This is a genomic window from Streptomyces sp. NPDC001348, assembly GCF_053597535.1.
Genome location: NZ_JBSFIK010000018.1, coordinates 78,530 through 93,456 on the forward strand (window position 1 = coordinate 78,530; position 14,927 = coordinate 93,456).

The window sequence follows — 14,927 nt, forward strand, 5'->3', positions numbered from 1 at the left end:
AACGGTGGCGTCGTTGGCGACGATCACGCACTCGCGCCCGCTCACCCGCCCGATCCCGGCGATGACACCGGCGGCCGGGGCCTGGCCCTCGTACATCCCGTCGGCCGCCAGCGGGGCCAGTTCCAGGAAGGGTGAGCCGGGGTCGAGGAGGGTGTCCACCCGGTCCCGGGGCAGCAGCTTGCCGCGCGCGGTGTGGCGGGCGCGGGCCTTCTCGCCACCGCCGAGCGCCGCCACGGCGAGCTTGCCGCGCAGCTCCTCGACGAGGGCGCGGTGCGCTTCCTCGTTGGCTCGCCAGGCCTCCGACGCGGGGTCTGCCGCGCTGTGAAGCTCCGGTGCCTCGTGCATCCTTGCGGTCCCCTCACCCAGTGATCGACTGTTAATGAGCGTTAACCATTTCCTTCAGGTTAACGAGCGCTAACCTCGCTGTCTAGAATTGTTCTCATGGCCACCAGAACCGACGCCTCCACCCGACGCGAGCAGATCCTCAAGGAGGCCGCGCGGCTCTTCGCCGAACGCGGCTTCCACGGCGTCGGGGTCGACGAGATAGGGGCGGCGGTCGGCATCAGCGGGCCCGGCCTCTACCGCCACTTCCCGGGCAAGGACGCCATGCTCGCCGAGCTGCTGGTCGGCATCAGCGGCCAGCTGCTGACCGGGGCCAAGCGGCGCCTGGCGGAGGCCGACGGTGCGGCTGCCCCGGAGACGGTCCTCGACTCGCTCATCGAGGGGCACATCGACTTCGCGCTCGACGACCGCCCACTCATCACCCTGCACGACCGCGAGCTGGACCGCCTCCGCGACAGCGACCGGAAACTGGTCCGCCAGCTCCAGCGGCAGTACGTCGAGCTGTGGGTGGAGGTGGTCCGCGAGGTCTACCCGGACCTGGCCGAACCGGCGGCCCGCTCGGCCGTCCACTCGGTCTTCGGCCTGCTGAACTCCACACCGCACCTGGGCCGCGCCGGCTCCCTCCCGGGGCGGGGCGCCACGGCGGTGCTGCTGCACCGGATGGCGCGGGGGGCGTTCGAGGCGGCGGGGGTGGCCGGGGGCTGAGTCGAGGCGGGGCCGGTGTCGGTCCGCGTCGATATGCTCGGACCATGGGCATGGATTACGCCAAGATGCGTGCGATCGCCGAGGAGCTCGGGGCCTACGCCGAGCAGCTTGAAGGGGCTTGGAGCGTCGAGATCGGTCCCTCAGGCCCGATACTGGCCATGATGTGCCCGTCGAAGCGGCACGAGGGGACGGTCAGTCGCATCCGTAATCAGCTCAATGCGCAGCTCCCCGCCACCCATTCGGGGTACGTCTGTGAGAACGGCCCCGAGATCGAGCACCCGGCCATTGGCCGCATGCGTCTCCCCGACGCCGTCGTCATCCCTGACGGAGTCCTCGACGAGGAGGGTGTCGCCGTCGACGCGACCCAGGTTCTCGCGGTCATCGAGATCGTTTCGCCGTCCAACCCGAACAACGACTACATCGAAAAGCTTGCCGACTACCCGGCCATGGGCATCGCCCACTATCTGATCGTCGACCCGCGCACCGGCACGATCGAGGTTCACTCCGATCCGTGCAAGGGCCGCTACACCCGCAAGGATCCGTACATCTACGGAGACTCCGTACAGTTCGGCCCCTGGACGATCGAGACCTCCGCCTTCCGCCGCTACGGCAAGCCCGGGAACTGACGCCCGCCGCCCATCCCGGCAACCGGGGTGGGCAAGGTCACCCTTTACGGCTCAACGTACTCGCCGGTACCTTTGACATGAGCAAGCGCTTAGACATGTCGAGGCAAGTGGAGGTGGCGGGGTGCGCCGCACGGTGTTCAACGAGGATCACGAGGCGTTCCGGGAGACCCTCCGCGCCTTCATCGAAGCCGAGGTCGTACCCGTGTACGACGAGTGGTTCGCCGCGGGCCAGGCGCCGCGCGACTTCTACCACAAGCTCGGCGACCTGGGCATATTCGGCATCAACGTGCCCGAGGAGTTCGGCGGCGCGGGCCTGGACACCCACAAGTTCGAGGCCGTCCTCTACGAGGAGACCGCCCGCGCGGGCGTCCAGTTCGGCGGCTCCGGCGTGCACGTCCTGCTCGCCCTGCCCTACATCAAGATGCTCGCCACCGACGAGCAGAAGAAGCGCTACCTGCCGAAGTTCGTCACCGGCGAGGAGATGTGGGCGCTGGCGATGACCGAGCCGGGCACCGGCTCCGACCTCGCGGGCATGAAGACCACGGCCAAGCTGTCCGAGGACGGCACGCACTACGTGCTCAACGGCGCCAAGACCTTCATCACCGGCGGCGTGCACGCCGACCGCGTGATCGTGGCCGCCCGTACCTCGGCGCCGTCCGCCGAGGACCGCCGCTTCGGCATCTCCCTGTTCGCCGTGGACACCAAGTCCGAGGGCTACTCCATCGGCCGCAAGCTGGACAAGCTCGGCCTGAAGACCTCCGACACCGCCGAGCTGGCCTTCGTCGACGTCAAGGTGCCCGCCGAGGACCTGCTCGGCGAGGAGAACAAGGGCTTCTACTACCTCGGCCACAACCTGGCCTCCGAGCGCTGGGGCATCGCCTTCGGCGCCTACGCCCAGGCCAAGGCCGCCGTCCGGTTCGCCAAGCAGTACGTGCAGGAGCGCACCGTCTTCGGCAAGCCCGTCGCCTCCTTCCAGAACACCAAGTTCGAGCTGGCCGCCTGCCAGGCCGAGGTCGACGCGGCGGAGGCCGTCGCCGACCGCTCGCTCGAGGCCCTGGACGCCGGCGAGCTCACCCCCGCCGAGGCCGCCTCCGCCAAGCTGTTCTGCACCGAGGTCGCCCACCGGGTGATCGACCGCTGCCTGCAGTTGCACGGCGGCTACGGCTTCATGAACGAGTACCCGATCGCCCGCCTGTACGCGGACAACCGCGTCAACCGCATCTACGGCGGCACCAGCGAGATCATGAAGACGATCATCGCCAAGGACATGGGCCTGTAAGCCGCCCGCAATCACTGGCCTATACAACCGACTCCATGAGCCAGGCACTTCAGGATCTCCTCGATCTGCTCGACCTCGAGCAGATCGAGGAGAACATCTTCCGCGGCCAGTCCCGGTCCGCCGTCGTCCCCCGCGTCTTCGGCGGACAGGTCGCGGCCCAGGCACTGGTCGCCGCCGGGCGTACGGTCCCCGCGGACCGGCCCGCCCACTCCCTGCACGCCTACTTCCTCCGCCTCGGGGACCCCGGCGCGCCCATCGTCTACGACGTCGAGCGCATCCGCGACGGCCGCTCGTTCACCACCCGCCGGGTGGTCGCGATCCAGCACGGCAGGCCGATCTTCACCCTGTCGGCGTCCTTCCAGACGTACGAGGACGGCCTCGACCACCAGACCCCGATGCCGCCCGCACCCGACCCGGCGACCCTGCCCACCTCGCAGGAACGGCTGCGCGGCTACGACCACCTCGACCCCCGGGTCGTCGAGCGGTTCCTGGAGGCCCGCGAGGCCGTCGACCTGCGCTATGTCGACGAGCCGCCGTACGGGAGGTTCGGCGAGCCGCGCGAGCCGCACTCCCAGGTGTGGTTCCGCGCCAACGGCAAGCTCGAGGGCGCCATCGACATCCCCCTCCTGCACGTCGTCCTCGCCACCTACGTGTCCGACATGACCCTCCTCGACTCCGTGCTCCTCGCGCACGGACGGGGCGGCTGGGCCGTCGGCGACGTCGTCGGCGCCTCCCTGGACCACGCCATGTGGTTCCACCGGCCGTTCCGGGCCGACGAGTGGCTGCTGTACGACCAGGAGTCGCCGTCGGCGTACGGCGGCCGCGGGCTCGGCCAGGCCCGCATCTACACCCAGGACGGGCGGCTCGCCATCTCGGTCATCCAGGAGGGCGTGGTCCGCGTCCCTCGGTGAGAGGGCGGTCGGACGTCGTCTTCCTGGATCAGCGCAGGGTGCCCGGCAGCACCTTGCCGTCATCCAGACGCTTGCATCCCGGGTGATCGGCGCGACGCGGTACGACCGGCGGCAACGGCTCGATCCGCGCCCGGGGGCCACGGCGGAGCGCCGGGCACTTGAGGTTGTCAACTGCCTTTCCGTCGCAGCGGTTTGATGGGAGCATGCGAGCTCGACATCGCCGCAGGGGGTAGGTCAGGCATGAATGCGCTCACGTTCTTCCAGCTCAACCGGAGCCGGGCGGCGGTGATCGTCTCGGCGTTCGCGCTCGCCGGGATCACGAGTGTCACCCCCGCTCACGCCGGTCCGAACTGCAGCATCGCCGGCTGCTCGTCCACTTACAACGACACCGGGGCCACGGCGACCGCCCTCTTCAACTGGTGCACCTCCGGCGCTTCCACGGGCGACGCCACCACGACGCCGCCGAGGTGTAGCAGCGACGGCGTGGCTCAGAAGTCGTATCTGCTGTTCGGCCATGAGCACACTCCGGAAAATCAGGACTGGGACGTTCTGGAGATCCAAGCCGGCTGGTGCTACAAGGTCTACTTCGACAGCATCACCAATTTCACCCGCACGTACGACCGTCGGGGAAAGACGACGGAGTGGGTGAAAATCGCTGATTACGCCGATGCTCATATCCAGGGTCAGTCGAACACCTCATGCCCATGACCACTCGCTGACGCTGCGTCGCCGGCTCCGGGCTGGTGTCTGAAGGCGTACTGGTCGGCGGTGCAGCCGAAACCGGCGGCGGCGCCCAGTGCCCCGCTCCCGAATCGCATGATGTGCGACAGCTGCACCTTGCTGGTCAGGGACGGTCCTCCTGCGAAGCGGGCGCGGACGTGCGGCGGACCGCCTTCTTCACGTCGAGCTCTACGCCGGCCCGCATCGTGCTCTGCTCTTTCGCGTGCTCGGTGACTGCGGCTTGTACGTCCAGGGCGAGGTCACGCCATGCCTGCCATGCGGTCTCGTACGCGGCCGGGTCGCCTTGGCCGCGCAGGGCTTGGGCGGTCGCGTGTGCCTGGTCGGCGGCGCGTTGTTTCTCCACGAGTTCCTCGAAGGTGTGTGCCACGTGCCGGGATCCTACGTGTCAACGTGGCGAACCCCCCGCCTCGACCCGCGAGACGGAGGCCTGGGCGCGCGGCGCTACGGCCGCCACTCCTCGCGGTGGCCGGCCAGTCCGTGTGGGGCGGCGAGTCCACCACACGCTGCAGGGCGAGTTCACCGATCTCCGCCCTGGTGCCGCGTACGGTGGGCCCGCCGCCGCAGCCATCGGGCACGGCAGGCAGTGAGGCGACGATCGAGGACGCGGAAGCGGGAGGAAGAACGGGATGACGCAGGCTGCGGGGAGCGAACTGGACGAGCGAGTGCCGGGACGCCGGTGGACGGTGCGTCTGGACGCCGCCGGCCGCGGCAGCGCGGCGGTGCGCGTCTCGTGCAGCCGCCCCGCCTGCGCCGAGCAGCGTCTGCCGTCCGCGGCCGCCGGCCGTATGGCCGCCATCGCCCACCTCAAGGCCCACCTGCGTGCCGCCCCCACACCCAGAGCCGGGGCGTACTGCGCGTGCAAGGCTGAGGGCTGCCACACCCACCTGCCCGACACCGGCCGGCATGCGCGTGCCGAACCCTGGCGGTGCGGCGGGCCGATCGTCCTGGCCGTTGTCACCGACCGGGAAGGACGCTGGTGGCAGGCCATGGAGTGCTGCTCTCGGTGCGCGGCCGCCACACCCGGAGCGAAGACCGTGGGCACCGCCCAAGCCCCCGGGCCCCGGACCACCGAATCGCCGCCACCCACAACCCCGGAAGCGGGCACGCCGCAGTTCTCCGACCGCCAGGCCGCGGACGGGAGGGGGGTGCCGGCTCCCCGCTCCGCACCTGTACGCCGCCCGCCACATGTGAAGATCGCCCAGCGTGTCATCCCCCACGATCTGCGGCCTGTCGCCCTGCGGGACGAACTCATGGAACTCGGTAACCTTTTCCGCGCCTACCAGCAGCGCACCGAGCCCGACCTGGCGCTCCTCGCCGACCTCCACGAGCGCAAAGCACGGGCCTTCACCACATGGGCCGACGTCAGCGGCATCGTGAGCCTGCGGCTGGAGGCCCGGCGCGCCGAGCAGGCCGCCACCGCTGCCCGCTTCCAGCACCAGCAGCGCACCGGCGGCATCGTGGACGGCGACGGGCCGGCCGTGTCGCGCCTGCTGACCGTGCCGACACAGGGGGACCACGCACGCTCCGTCCTCGCATACGTGGCCGACCACAGCCCCCTGCCCGGCCCGGAAGCACGGCTGCTGGTGCTGATGCTGACCCTGCGCACCGCACACAAGGGCACCGGCAACCTCGTCGGCCAGGACATCACTGCGCTGGGCCTGACCGACCCGGAGGACCTGGTCGAGAAGCTGACCGGCTGCGGCTGGCTCACCCTGCCCGGCACCACCGGGGACCTGCTCGCCTCCCGGCCGGAGAACCCCACCCCGTTCACCGTCCCCTCACTGGTGCCCCACGAGGACAAGGCGGGCCCGTTCACGTTCGGCAAGAAGATGCGGCCCAAGCTCTCCGGCTGGGCGCAGAAGGTCATCTCGGACAAGAAGCTCCGCAAGGCCAAGGCCACCGCCGGCACCCGGCTGCTCGCCCTGACGCTGGCCACCCGGACCGACGCCTCGGGGGTCCTCGGTCCCCGCGGCCAGGGCATCGCCCTGAACGCTCTCACCGCCTGGGTCCCGGTCGATTCCGGCGAGCTGCACCACCTGGTCGACCAGCTGACCGCAGCGGACTGGCTCACCGACGCCGCCCTCACCGACAACCGGCTCACCGGACAGCTGACCGAACGCGTGCTCCCGCTCACCTGTCCCCTCCGAGCTTGAAATACAGGACCCGTCCGGGTGAACCGGTGACGCTGTCGTCCGTCCCGTCCCTGGCCGTGGTTGTGCGGGACGCTGGTCGGAACCGGCCCGAGGCGGGCCGGTTCCGACCGCCGCCTGATCCGGTCGCGCCGGCCGGAGCCCGCACCGTCGACCAGCTCGAGCGCGGTGGCGACCACGGCGGCAACCGCTGACCCCACCGTGGACACGGGCGGTGTGCGGCTCCTCGACCGGGCCGCGCGCCGCCGGCGCTTCACGCCCCGGACAGTCCCGCCTGCGCCAGCAGATACGCCGTCAGCGGGTCGTAGTGGCGCGGGCTGAGCACATGGTCGTCGAGCGGGACGGCCACCTGCAGGGTGTCCTCCGACTCGGCCAGGAACAGGGCCGGGTCGTTGCAGTCCGCGTATCCCACGGAGTCGACGCCGTGCTGTCCCGCGTAACCCGCCCAGCCGTGGTCGGCGACGACCAGGTCGGGCAGCGGGCGGCCCTCGCGCTCAAGTGCTGTGAGAATGGCGCGCATCGGCTCCCCGGAGTGGGTGTGCCACAGCGTGGCGCCGTGCTCGAGCACCGCCACGTCCGCGAACTGCATCACATAGCCCTCCTCCGTCTGCAGCCCGTCGGGGATGACGACGATCTCGCAGCCGGCGGCGCGCAACGCGGCGGCCGTGGCCCGGTGCACGTCGAGCAGACCACCGGGATGGCCGGTGGCGAACAGCACCCGCTGCTGCCCGTCCGCCGCCTTGCGCAGCCGTCCCGCCAGGCGCTCCAGGGCGTCGACGGTCAGCTCGGGATCGATGGTGTCCTGGCCGTACCGGTACTCCGCGTCGTCGTTGACGCCGACCCGCTCCGCCATCACCGCCAGCACGTCCTGCTCGTCCCGCCAGCGGTCGCCGAGTTCCAGGCCGAGCCAGAAGTTGCGCTCGCCGTTGGCCAGCCTGCGGTAGTGGGAGAGGTTGTTCTCGCGGGGCGTCGCGACGTCGCCCGCGATACGGGTCCTCACAAGGTGGTCGACGAGCTCGGCGCGGCTGGGTGTCCCGGGTATCGGCATCTCTCCATTGTGAGGCAGGCAACCGTCCGCGTCCCTGGCTTACCGCCCGCTGGGACGTGGGTCACTTCGCAGGTCACGTCAGGTTTGCCGAAGGGCGAACCACAGCTCCATCCGGACGTCCGGATCGTCCAGATCGGCGTCCAGAAGTGCCGCGCAGCGGGCGATCCGCTGCCGGACGGTGTTGCGGTGCACCGACAGGGCCACCGCCGTACGGTCCCAACTGCCGTGCAGGGAGAGCCAGGTGCGCAGGGTCTCGGTCAGGGCGGGGCTGTCCGCGACGGGCCCGAGGAGCGCGCGGGCGTGAGCCTCGGCCTCGCCGGGCGGCACCAGCTCGGCCAGGCCCGGCCGGCCGCCGTGCCGGACCAGCGCGCTACGGGTGGCCCGCGCCCGGGCCAGGGCACGGGCCGCCTGGATGTCGGCGGCCGGCCAGTCGTCCGGCGCCACGGGGGCGCTGACCCCGAGGGCCCAGCCGGGCTGCGGGGCCGGCTCACGGCCGGCCGGGACGAGGACCCGCACGACGCCGTCCGCCAGGTCGACCAGCGCGGACCCGAGGGCGGCGCCCAGGGCGGAGGCGGCCATCGCGCCGGGGGCCTGCCGCTCCGGCCGCGCGTGCACGACGACCCATCGGTCGGCCCCGAGCAGCGGTGCCACGTCCGCGGGCCCGGCGCCCAGCAGCAGCCGGACCAGCGCCGACGAACGGGCCGCCCCCGCCCCGCTGTGGTGCTCGCCGGTGAGCAGGGACAGGAGGACGGCGGCGACGGAGGCGATGGTGTGGTCCCCGGGTTCACGCCGCGTGGTGGCGACCCCGAGCACGAAGCCCCGATCGGCGCCCAGGGCGTAGGCGGCCAGGTGGGTGCCGGAGACGGTGTCGGTGGCGGACGAGGGGGCCTGCGCCCGGTCGGGCCGTACGACCCCCGCCAGCCCCGCCAGCGCCGCTCGTACCTGCTGCGGCGTGTCCCCGCCGGCCGCCGCGATCTCGGTGCCGTCCGGGCCGTACAGCGCCGTCCGGCCGCCCAGGTGCCGGGCCAGCCGGCGCAGCACCGACGGCACCGGATCGGGGCGGGAGGCGGCGGAGGCGAGACTCTGCTGGGCCTCCGTGACCCGGCGCAGCTCCGCCAGGCGGGCCTGCGCCATCAGCTGCCACACCGCACGCGCCACCCCGGAGAAGGTGGTCCGCGGCGGCACCTCCAGCAGGGGGAGCGCATGGGCGTCGCAGGCGGCGACCAGGGCTCGCGGCACCGTCTCGTGCACCGGTGCCAGCCCGAACCCGAGGGCCGCTCCGCCCGCCGCGACGATGCGGGAGACATAGCCGTCGAAGTATGCCCCCGACCCGGCCGCCTCCGGCACGTGCACGCCCGCCGTCAGCAGCAGCTCGCCGCCCAGCAGGTACGGGTACGGGTCGGCCATCTCCGAGGTGTGCGCCCAGTGGATCACGACGCCCTGGCCGTCCGGGCCCGCGATCTGCCGGAGGCCCAGGTCCTCGCGGGCCAGCAGGGCCACCAGAGGGACCGGCGGTGTCGGCGGTACGGGAGTGCCCGACATGATGGACGATTCCTCCATCCGGAACGGCCACTATGGATGAAACGTACACTTCTGCGGCTGTCCCCGGCCACCCTAGGCTCGAAGGAGGCGTAGGCGCAGAACAAGACGCACATCACGCGACGCAGCGCAGGAAAGAAGGCAGTACCCATGAGCAGCAACGAGACGCCCCGCGGCCCCGTCGACTCCTCCCGCGTCCCGCGGTACGCCGGACCCGCGACCTTCGCGCGGCTGCCCCGCCTCGACGAGGTCGGCACCACCGACGTCGCCGTGGTCGGTGTCCCGTTCGACTCCGGCGTGTCGTACCGGCCGGGCGCCCGCTTCGGCGGCAACGCCATCCGCGAGGCGTCCCGGCTGCTGCGCCCCTACAACCCGGCGCAGGACGCCTCCCCCTTCGCCCTCGCGCAGGTCGCCGACGGCGGCGACATCGCGGTGAACCCGTTCAACATCAACGAGGCCGTGGAGACCGTCGAGGCCGCCGCCGACGAACTGCTCGGCACCGACGCCCGGCTGATGACCCTCGGCGGCGACCACACGATCGCCCTGCCCCTGCTGAGGTCCGTGGCGAAGAAGCACGGCCCGGTCGCCCTGCTCCACTTCGACGCCCACCTCGACACCTGGGACACCTACTTCGGCGCCGAGTACACGCACGGCACGCCGTTCCGCCGGGCGTTCGAGGAGGGCATCCTCGACACCTCCGCCCTCTCCCACGTCGGCACCCGCGGCCCGCTGTACGGCAAGCAGGACCTCACCGACGACGAGAAGATGGGCTTCGGCATCGTCACCTCCGCCGACATCTACCGGCGGGGCGCCGACGAGGTCGCCGACCAGCTGCGGCAGCGCATCGGCGACCGCCCGCTGTACATCTCCATCGACATCGACTGCCTGGACCCGGCGCACGCGCCCGGCACCGGCACCCCGGAGGCGGGCGGCATGACCTCCCGCGAACTGCTGGAGATCCTGCGCGGACTGGCATCCTGCAACCTGGTGTCGGCGGACGTCGTCGAGGTGGCTCCCGCGTACGACCACGCGGAGATCACGTCGGTGGCCGCGTCCCACACGGCGTACGAACTGACCACGATCATGACCCGGCAGATCGCGGCGGCCCGCGAGGAGAACGAGGGCAAGTGACCCACGACCACGACCTGGTGCTCCGCCCTACGCCCGCCCAGACGGAGGCCGCCCTGAACCCTCCCCCCGGCCGGAGCGGCGGAGACCTGGTCGTGGAGACGCTGGCCGGGCTCGGCGCGACCACCGTCTTCGGCCTGCCCGGCCAGCACGCGCTGGGCATGTTCGACGCCCTGCGCCGCTCCTCGCTGCGGTACGTCGGCCTGCGCATGGAGAACAACGCGGGGTTCGCGGCGGACGCGTACGGCCGGATCACCGGCGAGGCGGCCCCGCTGCTGCTGTCGACGGGTCCGGGAGCGCTCACGTCCCTGGCCGCGCTCCAGGAAGCGGCGGCCGCGTCCGCGCCCGTCGTCGCGATCAGCAGCCAGGTCCCCACCGCGGGCCTCGGCGGCGGCCGGCACGGCTATCTGCACGAGCTGCCCGACCAGGCGGCCTCGTTCCGGAGTGTGGTCAAGTCCGTCCACACCGTCCGCGCCCAGTCCCAGATCCCGTCGGCCGTCGCCGCGGCCTGGAAGTCGGCGCTCACGGCTCCGCACGGCCCGGTGTGGGTGGAGATCCCGCAGGACGTACTGCTCGCGCCGACCGCCCTGCCGGTGGTGACGGGGGTCGACGCCACCCCGGACGAACTGCCCCCGCGACCCGAACTGACCGCCGTGGCCGCCGACCTGCTGTCCCGCGCCGCCCGTCCGGCGATCATCGCGGGCGGGGGAGTGGTACGGGCGGACGCGCCGGGCAAGCTGAGGCAGCTCGCCGAGCGGCTCCGGGCACCGGTGGTGACGACGTTCGGCGGCAAGGGCGCCTTCCCCTGGGAACACCCCCTGTCCCTCCAGTCCTGGCTGGAGGACCGGCACACGACGGACTTCCTGGAGGATGCGGACGTCCTCCTCGTCGTCGGCTCCGGACTCGGTGAACTGTCCTCCAACTACCACACGTTCAAGCCTCGCGGCCGTGTGATCCAGATCGAGGCCGACCTCGGCAAGCTGGAGTCCAACCACCCGGCGCTCGGTATCCACGCCGACGCGCGCCTCGCCCTCCAGGCACTGCTGGAGACGGTGGACCAGCGTGCCGACGAGACGGCACCGGACCGGGTACGGGAGCTGCTGGCGAAGGTGGCGGCTCGCCTGGCCTCCCAGGAACTCACCCTGGAACAGGACGTACTGGCGTCGGTCCGCCGGGCCCTGCCCGCCGGCTCCCCGTCCTTCTGGGACATGACGATCCTGGCGTACTGGGCCTGGTCGGCCTTCGACCCCCGGGGCGCGAACACCATGCACTCGGCCCAGGGCGCCGGCGGCCTCGGCTACGGCTTCCCGGCGGCGCTGGGTGCGGCCGTCGCCGACCCGACCCGCCCGGTGCTGGCGGTGTCGGGCGACGGCGGCGCCCTGTACTCGATCGCCGAGCTGGCCACGGCCAAGCAGTACGACCTGCCGGTCACCTGGCTGATCGTCGACGACGGCGGCTACGGCATCCTGCGCGCCTACATGACCGACGCGTTCGGCGAGACGACGGCGACGGAAATGACCGGCCCGGACTACGCGGCGCTCGCGGAGTCCTTCGGGGTGCCGGGGGTGCGTACGACGCCCCGGACGCTGGAGGCGGACCTGGCGAAGGCCCTGTCGACGCCCGGGCCGTCGGTGGTCGTACTCCCGGCCGCACTGCGGATGTTCGCGCCGACGCACCTGGACTGACGAGACCGACGAGACCGACGAGACCGGCGAGACCGGCGAGACCGGCTCCCGGGATCAGCAGTAGCCCGGACCCACTCCGTCGATACGGCCGCCGAAGTCGCCGAGGTAGCGGGAGCGCCAGTCGCCGTTGTAGACGTCCCGCTTCTCGACCGGCTCCCAGTTGATGAAACACGCCTTGGTGCTCGCGACGGCCGAGCCGACGTGGTCGTGCAGGAAGGACGGCATGTCGCGGTAGCCGCTGCGGGCGGTCCACTCCCAGTAGCTGCCGCTGAAGCCCTCCCCGCTCCAGAAGCACACGGATCCGTCCGGGCAGGGCGGCGGGGCGGCGGCCTGCGCGGTGGCGCTCTGGGCGGGCAGGACGAGGGCGGTCAGCGCGAACACCGCGGCGAGGGACCAGGAACGAAGCGTCATGGGGCTCTCCTGAAGCGGGAGTTGGCGCCCCGGCCGAACTGCCGAGGCGCCGCCATGCTCCTGTCCGGGTGCGGGGACACGCCCGAGCCCAAGATCGACCTCACCTGTGTGAGCGAACTAGTAGAACCAGTACGACCGGGCTGCCGGCAGCTCGCCCATGCAGGAGTTGCCGCCGTCGGTCACCTCCGATGGAGCCCGCCGGTCGACTCGTCGTACAGCCTTTGCCCAACGATCAGCCGGTCTCGTACAACCATTCACTCGAACCTGTGAGTCATCAGATGCATGACTCACGGGAAAACCAGAAGGGCCCGAGCACTGGCGGCCGCCGTCGGCGCCGCCGTACTCATACCGGGCGTCGTCGCCGCCACCCCGGCCGCCGCGACGACCCCCACGGTCAGCTGTACGTCCGCAAAGGCGGGCCTGGCCGACAAGTTGAAGAAGGACATCACGGCGGCCCTCGCGAACCGCAAGGGCACCGTCGCCGTCGGTCTCTACGACCGCTCCACCAAGACGACCTGCACCCTGCGCGCGACCACGTCCTACGACTCGGCCAGCACCGTCAAGGTCACCGTCCTCGCCACGCTGCTGTGGGACGCGAAGAAGCACAACCGGTACCTGACGACCACCGAGCAGTCGCTCGCCAAGGCGATGATCACGCAGTCGGACAACGCCGCGACCACCAGGCTGTGGAAGCAGCTGGGCCTGACGAAGATCAAGGGCTTCCTGGCCGCCGCCGGCATGACGAAGACCACGCCGGGCGCGGACGGTTACTGGGGACTGACCCAGGAGAACGTCAACGACGAGCAGAAGCTGCTCCAGCTCGTCACCGCCAAGAACACGGTGCTGAGCGACAACTCCCGCGCCTACATCCTCAAGCTGATGGGCCAGGTCATCTCCTCGCAGCGCTGGGGCACGCCCGCCGGCGCGCCGTCCACCGTCTCCGTGCACGTCAAGAACGGCTGGCTGCAACGCGCCACGCACGGCTGGCGGGTGCACAGCCTCGGCACCTTCAACGGCGCCGGACACGACTACATGATCTCCGTGCTGACGCAGGACAACAGCACCATGGACTACGGCGTCACCACGATCCAGAACGTCGCCAAGGCCATCCACAAGGACCTGGTGCCGACCACGTCCTCGGTCACGACCTACACCCCGACCAGCACGCCCCGCGAGGCGTTCGTGGCGGTGCCGGAACAGGGCTGACGCTTCACGAGGCGGTCTCCCGCCGGTCACCGGACCGTCCTACGGTGACCGTCATGCGTCCGAGAACCGTACTCGCCACCCTCACCGCCTGCCTGGCGGCGGCCACCTGCCTGTCCGCCGCCGGGCCCGCCGACGCGGCCAATGCCGCCGACAGCCAAGCCTGTTCACCCGCCGTCTCGATCGACCGCTTCTCCGACGCGCTCGACAAGACGACGTACCGGGGCACCTTCGTCGGCAACTTCTCCGCGCTCGCCGTGGACCGGGGTGGCACGCTCGCCGCCCTCTCCGACCGCTCCTCCCTGTTCTCCCTGGACGCGAAGACGCTCGCACCGAAGGCCGTCGTCCCCCTCGCCGACGAGAGCGGCGCCGCGCTCGACTCGGAGGGACTGGTCGTCGACCGGGACGGCACCCGCCTGATCACCTCCGAGACCGAGCCGTCCGTACGCCGCTACTCGCGCGACGGCCACGTCCTCGACCGGCTGCCCGTGCCGAGCCCGCTCCGGGTCGCCCCGGCGGGCCGTGCCCAGTCCAACGGCACCTTCGAAGGGCTGACCCTGCTCCCCGGCGGACGCACCCTGCTGGCGTCCATGGAGTACGCGCTCTCCGGCGACACCGCCGGCATCGTCCGTTTCCAGACCTGGCGGCGGACGAAGGGCGACCACTTCAGGCTCGGCGCCCAGTACGCCTACCGCACGGACTCCGGACTCGGCGTCCCCGAGGTGCAGGCAACCCCGGACGGCCGGCTGCTGGTCCTCGAGCGGGGCTTCACCTCCGGCGTCGGCAACACGGTCCGCCTCTATCTCGCCGACCCGCGCCGCGCCACCGACACCAGCGGCATCGAGAACCTGACCGGCCAGGCCGGCGTCCGCCTGATCAGCAAGACCCTGCTCACCGACATCGCCACCTGTCCGACCCTGGGCGCCACCGCACGGCAGCCCCAGCCCAACCCGCTCCTCGACAACATCGAGGGGATGACGGTCACGGGCCGGGTGCACGGCCGCCTCGAGGTCCTGCTGGTCAGCGACGACAACCAGAACGCGGTGCAGACGACGCGGTTCTACCACCTGCGGGTGCGTGTCTGATTCTCGTTCCCGCTCCATCCCCGATTGTTGCGGAGGGATGAAATCCGCTTCCGTGAGCGTTGGTGCCTTCCGGC

15 protein-coding genes are annotated in these 14,927 nt (G+C 71.4%); 10 read left to right on the forward strand and 5 right to left on the reverse strand.

What is annotated here, in order from left to right:
• Window positions 1-345 (reverse strand): carboxyl transferase domain-containing protein (locus ACWC21_RS20330; protein ID WP_450883682.1); only part of this gene is annotated, 345 nt, incomplete at its 3' end.
• Window positions 346-441: 96 nt separating this feature from the next.
• Between ACWC21_RS20330 and ACWC21_RS20335 the strand changes: the two genes are divergently transcribed.
• The 5 genes from ACWC21_RS20335 (at window position 442) to ACWC21_RS20355 (ending at window position 4,571) form a co-directional block, all read left to right on the forward strand.
• The gene (locus ACWC21_RS20335; protein ID WP_450883684.1) at window positions 442-1,047 is read left to right on the forward strand and encodes an SACE_7040 family transcriptional regulator; all 606 of its coding nucleotides are present in this window, start codon (window positions 442-444) and stop codon (window positions 1,045-1,047) included.
• A 50-nt stretch (window positions 1,048-1,097) separates the two neighbouring features.
• Window positions 1,098-1,673: a Uma2 family endonuclease gene (locus ACWC21_RS20340; RefSeq protein ID WP_450883808.1), complete on the forward strand. Its 576-nt coding sequence runs from the start codon at window positions 1,098-1,100 to the stop codon at window positions 1,671-1,673.
• A 121-nt stretch (window positions 1,674-1,794) separates the two neighbouring features.
• Complete coding sequence (locus ACWC21_RS20345; protein ID WP_450883686.1) at window positions 1,795-2,952, forward strand: acyl-CoA dehydrogenase family protein; 1,158 nt, start codon at window positions 1,795-1,797, stop codon at window positions 2,950-2,952.
• 35 nt (window positions 2,953-2,987) lie between these two features.
• Window positions 2,988-3,863 carry an acyl-CoA thioesterase gene (locus tag ACWC21_RS20350; RefSeq protein ID WP_450883688.1) on the forward strand — a complete coding sequence of 292 codons (876 nt, stop codon included), beginning with the start codon at window positions 2,988-2,990 and terminating at the stop codon, window positions 3,861-3,863.
• Window positions 3,864-4,103: 240 nt separating this feature from the next.
• A complete protein-coding gene (locus ACWC21_RS20355) occupies window positions 4,104-4,571 on the forward strand; it encodes a hypothetical protein (RefSeq protein WP_450883690.1) in 468 nt (155 codons plus the stop codon).
• A gap of 136 nt (window positions 4,572-4,707) precedes the next feature.
• Here the strand turns inward: ACWC21_RS20355 and ACWC21_RS20360 are convergent, their stop codons facing one another.
• Window positions 4,708-4,971, reverse strand: coding sequence for a hypothetical protein (locus ACWC21_RS20360; protein WP_450883692.1), 264 nt, complete (start codon window positions 4,969-4,971; stop codon window positions 4,708-4,710).
• A gap of 259 nt (window positions 4,972-5,230) precedes the next feature.
• Here ACWC21_RS20360 and ACWC21_RS20365 point away from each other — a divergent pair, with 259 nt between their 5' ends.
• Complete coding sequence (locus tag ACWC21_RS20365) at window positions 5,231-6,757, forward strand: hypothetical protein (protein ID WP_450883694.1); 1,527 nt, start codon at window positions 5,231-5,233, stop codon at window positions 6,755-6,757.
• A 250-nt stretch (window positions 6,758-7,007) separates the two neighbouring features.
• Here the strand turns inward: ACWC21_RS20365 and ACWC21_RS20370 are convergent, their stop codons facing one another.
• Window positions 7,008-7,802: a phosphatase gene (locus tag ACWC21_RS20370; RefSeq protein ID WP_450883695.1), complete on the reverse strand. Its 795-nt coding sequence runs from the start codon at window positions 7,800-7,802 to the stop codon at window positions 7,008-7,010.
• 78 nt (window positions 7,803-7,880) lie between these two features.
• The gene (locus tag ACWC21_RS20375) at window positions 7,881-9,344 is read right to left on the reverse strand and encodes a PucR family transcriptional regulator ligand-binding domain-containing protein (RefSeq protein WP_450883697.1); all 1,464 of its coding nucleotides are present in this window, start codon (window positions 9,342-9,344) and stop codon (window positions 7,881-7,883) included.
• Window positions 9,345-9,491: 147 nt separating this feature from the next.
• On the opposite strand from ACWC21_RS20375, the gene speB reads away from it, so the two are divergent.
• A complete protein-coding gene (gene speB, locus ACWC21_RS20380; RefSeq protein WP_450883699.1) occupies window positions 9,492-10,472 on the forward strand; it encodes an agmatinase in 981 nt (326 codons plus the stop codon).
• Window positions 10,469-12,154 carry a thiamine pyrophosphate-binding protein gene (locus ACWC21_RS20385; protein WP_450883701.1) on the forward strand — a complete coding sequence of 562 codons (1,686 nt, stop codon included), beginning with the start codon at window positions 10,469-10,471 and terminating at the stop codon, window positions 12,152-12,154. The genes speB and ACWC21_RS20385 overlap by 4 nt, the downstream gene beginning before the upstream one ends.
• Window positions 12,155-12,208: 54 nt before the next feature.
• Here ACWC21_RS20385 and ACWC21_RS20390 read toward each other — a convergent pair whose 3' ends face one another.
• Entirely contained in the window at window positions 12,209-12,565 is a 357-nt protein-coding gene (locus ACWC21_RS20390; protein WP_450883703.1) for a peptidase inhibitor family I36 protein, read from the reverse strand.
• A gap of 282 nt (window positions 12,566-12,847) precedes the next feature.
• Here ACWC21_RS20390 and ACWC21_RS20395 point away from each other — a divergent pair, with 282 nt between their 5' ends.
• Both ACWC21_RS20395 and ACWC21_RS20400 read left to right on the forward strand, forming a co-directional pair.
• On the forward strand, window positions 12,848-13,771 hold the full coding sequence (locus ACWC21_RS20395; RefSeq protein WP_450883705.1) for a serine hydrolase: 924 nt from the start codon (window positions 12,848-12,850) through the stop codon (window positions 13,769-13,771).
• Between the two features lie 53 nt (window positions 13,772-13,824).
• Entirely contained in the window at window positions 13,825-14,853 is a 1,029-nt protein-coding gene (locus tag ACWC21_RS20400; RefSeq protein ID WP_450883707.1) for an esterase-like activity of phytase family protein, read from the forward strand.
• Window positions 14,854-14,927 lie beyond the last annotated feature (74 nt).